Source organism: Ohtaekwangia sp. (assembly GCF_036786105.1).
Lineage (GTDB): Bacteria > Bacteroidota > Bacteroidia > Cytophagales > Cyclobacteriaceae > Ohtaekwangia.
Map to the genome: position 1 here is coordinate 1 of NZ_DAIQRQ010000049.1, position 6,061 is coordinate 6,061.

Genomic DNA, 6,061 nt, shown 5'->3' on the forward strand with positions numbered 1-6,061 from the left:
AGCAGGTAATGTATTTGCGTTCCGATCATCAATGTTCCAATAATAAGCACTTGAGCAAACGTAAACTGAAATACAATGAGCGTCTTTCGAAGGAAAGCAGAGCGTGATGCGCTGTTGCCCAGGCTCGCCTGATTCTTTAAGGCAAGGGCAGGAATAAAAGATGAAAGCACAAAGGCCGGATATGCACTGGCCAGTATACCGATGAATGCTATAATTCCGAGCAGAAAAGGTATTAACCTTCCTATATTCAGCGTAACACCTTTCGGTATAAATTCTGAAAAGAGTATAAGCCCCAGTTCCGTAAAAGGCATTGCTACGACCATCGCGATAAGTGTGAGCATTAATCCTTCACAGAGGAACTGCAGGATCAAACGCGCGCGCGTGCTGCCCAACACTTTTCGTACACCTACTTCCTTGGCGCGATGTACAGCTTGGGCTGTTTCCAGGTTTATGAAGTTGATGGCACCAATTACCAGTAGCAGGAAAGCAACGCCGAGCAATGTGATCAGTGTAGGCAGGTGAGCAGGTACCGAGTTATCAAAGTCAAATATACCGGTGTCGGCATTAAAGTGCAGATCAGAGAGCGGCTGCACATCGAACAAGTTGGCACCCCACCCGCTCTTTTCTTTATACTGTTTTGCCAGCAGAGGCATTTGTTCGAGCAATGCTTCTTGTGATGTGCCGGCTGAAACTTTCACGAATAGTTGCGTACTGCTGCTTACGCCCGTCCAATCGTCAGCCGGGAATGATTTTTTGAGCCAGGTTGCATCAATGGTCGCGTCACTGATAAAATCAGTAAATGAAAGATCGCTGCGGAAAGGGAGGTCTTTTACTACTCCTGCTAAATTTACCGGAAGCGAGTCGCGGTATATAATTTCTTTACCAACCAGCGTGGCTATATCTGCATCGCCAAAGTATTTTTTAGCCTGACTTTCCAGGAGTACTACCTGATTCGGTTTTGATAATACTTCGGGTGATCCGGTAAGCCACTCGTATGAATTGAAAACCCTGAAATATTCAGGTGAAGCTATAATAGCTGACTCTTCATCATCAAACTGCTTGGTTTCATCAGATGCCGGAACCTTTACTTTAGAGCCAAACATATAGAAGAGCGACAAGTCGTCAATGCCTTTGAAATGCTCCCGCACATAAGGGCCAACGCCTGAGGGCACGCCTCGGTTCAATCCGGCAAACGTACCGGTAAATTTGGAGTGTATGCGGTATATACGATCATAATCAGCAAGCTGCCGGTTAAAGCCAAGCTCGTGGCTGGCAATGAGGTATATTACCAGGCACGCGCTGATACCGATGGATAGTCCCAGTACATTAATGGCTGTGTGGAACTTGTTTCTCCAGAGCGTCCGGAAGGCAAGCGTGATATAATGACGGAGCATGCTGTTGCTAGGGTTTAAAATGATATGATACAGGTAATTTTCGATAAATGCTAATTACAGGCCAGATAGAAAAGGCCTTACAGGTATTTATAGGCTTATATTCTGGAATAGTCGTTGTGCGCTTTTGTCAATAGAGTGTCCGCAGGCGGATAGAGTACCGTGTGACGTGAGAGGTGTTCAGACAACAGTATGTGCGTGCATCGGGGGTATGCCGGATGGAAAGTTGTTTCCACCCTCCATCTGAAAGGAAGAACATCTCCTGATGGGATGTATAACGCTGAGCGTACGGAATATGGTGAGGGCACCTGACTGCATGGATCGTAACGGTATTTTCTATCTCTCGCCGGTAACGCTCGTCTGTTGCTGGCGGTCGACTGTCAGCCTTCGCGCGGCATAGATCGCTCCCGTATATATTTGTATTTCAGAAAAACTGCGCATTGCCATATATTGCGATATGTAAATATATACATATCGAATATGATAAAACCTCTACTCATTATTCTTCTTACTTTTTTCTCATTTTTATCGTTGGCTCAAATACAGACGGACAGTGTTAACATGGTTGAGCTGAGCGATGTGGTGGTTACTGCTTCACGGCTCGAAGAGGATTTGAGTAAATCTCCGGTAAGTATCGAAAAACTCAGCAGCCGCATGATATACCAGTCGGCAGCGCCTTCGTTCTTTGATGCGCTCGAGAATATAAAAGGTGTACAGATGCTTGTACCAAGTGTTGGTTTTAAAGTGATCAACACGCGCGGCTTTGGAAATACTACCAACGTGCGCTTTGTACAGATGGTAGATGGTATGGACAACCAGGCACCTCATCTGGGAGCGCCAATCGCCAATATGCTCGGCCCAAGTGATCTGGATATAAACACGGTTGAAATTATACCGGGTACTGCTTCGGCTTTGTACGGTATGAATGCTATCAATGGCTTGGCAAATTTTATTACCAAAGATCCAGTTACTACACAAGGTATCAGCTTGCAGCAAAAAACCGGTATAAACAGGATACGCGAAGACGGAGGCGCCAGACTTTTTTCAGAGACAAGTCTCCGATGGGCAAAGGCTATCAACCGGAAGCTTGCGTTCAAGATCAACGGAACCTATACTACAGGTATGGACTGGATTGCCGATGATCATACCGATCTTAATCCGAAAGCCAATAGCAGCACCGGTTTATTGGTATCGGATAATCCGGCGGCTGACCCTGTAAACTCGTATGGCAATGAATCAGCCAACCGCAGAACATTGGCACTCAATGGAAAGAACTATGTAGTGGCACGCACCGGTTACTATGAAAAACAGGTAGTGGACTACAGTATTCATAATGTGAAAGGCGATGCCGCCATACATTATGCGTTTGCTCCCGATAAAAAACTGATCTATACTTATCGCTTTGCACAACTGGACAATATATACCAGCGCGCCAACCGTTTCAGACTGGAAGATTACCGATTGCAGCAACACGGGTTGGCGTATCGATCCAAAGCTTTGCAGCTTACAGCATACCTCACAATTGAAAATACGGGTAAATCGTATAATGCCCGGTCTATGGCCGAGAATATTGACAAGAGTTTCAAGTCCGATAATCAATGGTTTGCTGATTATACCACTGGCTTCAATCGCGCTATTCAGGCAGGCGAATCAATAGCCGATGCACATCGCGCAGCAAGAGTATATAGTGATCAGGGCAGGCCGCAACCGGGCACAGCGCAGTTCAATACATTGATCAAACAATTAGGTGATATCAATAATTGGGATTATGGCGCAGCATTGCGTGTGCAGTCGCGTATGCTGCATGTTGAAGGTCAGTATAATCTCACCGAAACCTGGTTACCGGCATTCAGGCAAGCTACCGGTGTTGAACTGCTCGCAGGATTTGATCATCGTACCTATATCATTATTCCCGATGGCAATTACTTTATCAACCCGGACGAAGCGGGTGCAAATTTACTATATGACAAGACCGGTGGATTTCTGCAGGCATCCAAATCCGTTCTCGATAAACTGAAAGTCAGCGCCACCATTCGTGTTGATAAAAATGAATATTATTCACTCAAATGGAATCCACGCTTTACAGCGGTATATTCTCCCAACGATCATCAGCATATACGGTTGTCATTCCAGCATGGCTATCGTTTTCCGAGTATATTTGAAGCGTTCTCCAACGTAAACAGCGGTGGCGTAAAGCGAGTGGGGGGATTGCCCGTGATGTCGTCCGGTATATTTGAGAATGCCTATAAGCGCGTATCGATCGATGCATTCCAGGCGGCCGTTATTGCCGATATCAACAAGAATGGACTAAGTAAAAATGATGCGATTATCAAGAACCAGGGTTTACTGGTAAAGAATGACTATACTTATGTAAGGCCCGAGCAGATTCGCTCGATTGAAGCCGGATACAGAGCCATGTTCCTTAACGAAGATTTGCAACTGGATGTTGATTTTTACTATAACCGCTACAATAATTTTATAGCACAGGTAGAAATGAATATTCCCAAGACAAATATTGCCGACTCAATTCCATTTTACCTGAACGAAAAATCAAAGCAGGATCGCTATCGCATGTGGACAAACTCCAGTACAACCGCCTATAACTACGGTGCCGGTCTGGGCCTTCGGTATACTTTCCTGCAAGGCTTCCGGGCATCCGGCAATCTTACTTTTGCCAAACTGCAACGCCGGTCCCGTGGCGATGGACTCGAAGATGGGTTCAACACGCCACAATGGATTGTGAATGTATCGGCAGGTCATGATCGTATTTACAAAAACGTTGGTTTTACCGTTACCTATCGCTGGCAAAGCGATTACTACTGGCAATCGTTCCTCGTCAATGGAAATGTACCGGCCTACCAGACGGTTGATGCACAGGTAACATCACACTGGCAGAAGATGTCAGTAAAGATTGGCGGAAGCAACATCTTTAACCATTACTATCATTCCTTTCTCGGAGGACCGGCCGTTGGCGGATTTTACTACTGTACCGTTACCTATGGATTGTGATTGTGATTGCGTATAGGGAGAGCAGTATTCTGCCGGCTTGTAATTTTTTTATATCTTTAAACTTTGTTACTCATTGTTGCAAGCCTAAAGCCCGCATCGAATTTTGGCAGATAAGAATCTAAATACGTTCGAGCAACTGTTTCGCGAGCTATTCAAGCCACTCTGCAACTTTTCCATGAAGTATGTGGGCGATTGGGACGAGGCCAAAGGTCTGGTACATGATGTTTTTGTTACCGTATGGGAAAAATTTGAAGCCTTGCCGGCCGATACAAACTATCGCAGCTATCTATATACTGCAGTGCGGAACCGGAGTCTCAATTACATTCGCGATAAAAAGAAACATACTATACTTGATGCTGTGCAGGAGGGGGCGCTTGCGGAAGTAAACACCACGCTGGAAACCTCCGAGCTCGAACAACGTATTGAACTCGCGATACAATCCTTGCCGGAAAAATGCAGAATGGTATTTGAACTAAACCGGATGGAAGGGCTGCGTTATGCACAGATCGCGGAGAAAATGGGCATTTCCATTAAAACTGTAGAAGCCCAGATGTCGAAAGCTTTGAATGTGATGCGCGAGCATTTGGGAGAATTTTTAATGTTGATTTTTTTTATGCTTAAAGGATAAGGGTAAACCGGATGGAATGTGTTACCATAACAGAAAACAGGTGTGAATGGCGATTTAAACGATAGTGTGAAGGATTTGATAACGCGCTATCTGGCGAGTGAAGCTTCTCCTGAAGAAGAGAAGGAGCTGCTTGCCTGGATTGCCCGTGCTCCTGAAAATGAGGAACACTACCGTGCATATAAAAGAGTATTTGAACTTAGCGGGCAACATTATTCCCGTAAACAGGAAGATCGTGCAATAGATCTTGATTATGAATGGAATCACTTCCTGAATAACATTCAGCAGAAGACACAGCCAGCGGGAAAAGTTCGAAATCTGGAACCTCGCTCATATTCGCTTTTGTATAAAGTTGCTGCAAGCATCGTGCTGCTGGCCGTAACCGGGTGGATCGTATGGCAATATTCCGGCAATGATAAAACGGTGCTGTATCAAACTGCCTCCAACACGCTTACGGTATCTTTACCAGACGGCACGCAAGTGACTTTGAACAGTCATTCATCGCTGGCCTATACTTCTTCCTACAATGAAAAAGACCGCGCGGTGAAGTTAATGGGAGAAGCTTTTTTCAACGTAATACGTAATCCGCAAAAACCATTTGTTATACAAGCCCGCGATGCGCAGGTCGAAGTGCTCGGCACGTCATTCAATGTATTAGCTTACGACAGCTTGCAGTCGGTAGAAGTTGTAGTGGAAACCGGTGTGGTAAAATTGTCGGTGCCTGCATGGAGCTCCGAAGTAAAACTGGAAGCGGGTCAGAAAGGTATCTATAGCCATGCCGCAGGCAAGCTTAACAGCCAGGTAAACGATGATATTAACTTCCAGTCGTGGAACACGCGCAAGATCGTTTTTGAAGAGCAAGACCTTCGCACCGTTGTGGAAACGCTCAACCGCGTATACCAGGCTAACATCACTGTTTCTGCGGCGATACCGGCTGCCTGTACGGTAACCGTTACATTCGATCATCAGTCGCTGGAGTCAGTATTGCGTGTATTGGAAAACACGCTGAATCTCACATACAAGATCAACGGCAGGC

General features: G+C 45.6%; 4 protein-coding genes. 3 read left to right on the forward strand and 1 reads right to left on the reverse strand.

The window, feature by feature from the left end:
* On the reverse strand, positions 1-1,394 hold a 1,394-nt coding region (locus V7Q33_RS17420), incomplete at its 3' end, for an ABC transporter permease (RefSeq protein WP_333820641.1).
* Between the two features lie 477 nt (positions 1,395-1,871).
* Here V7Q33_RS17420 and V7Q33_RS17425 point away from each other — a divergent pair.
* The 3 genes from V7Q33_RS17425 to V7Q33_RS17435 all read left to right on the forward strand — a co-directional run.
* Positions 1,872-4,400: a TonB-dependent receptor gene (locus tag V7Q33_RS17425; RefSeq protein ID WP_333820643.1), complete on the forward strand. Its 2,529-nt coding sequence runs from the start codon at positions 1,872-1,874 to the stop codon at positions 4,398-4,400.
* A gap of 103 nt (positions 4,401-4,503) precedes the next feature.
* Positions 4,504-5,028, forward strand: coding sequence for an RNA polymerase sigma-70 factor (locus tag V7Q33_RS17430; RefSeq protein ID WP_333820644.1), 525 nt, complete (start codon positions 4,504-4,506; stop codon positions 5,026-5,028).
* A gap of 66 nt (positions 5,029-5,094) precedes the next feature.
* A partial coding sequence (locus tag V7Q33_RS17435) for a FecR family protein (protein WP_333820645.1) occupies positions 5,095-6,061 on the forward strand: 967 nt, incomplete at its 3' end.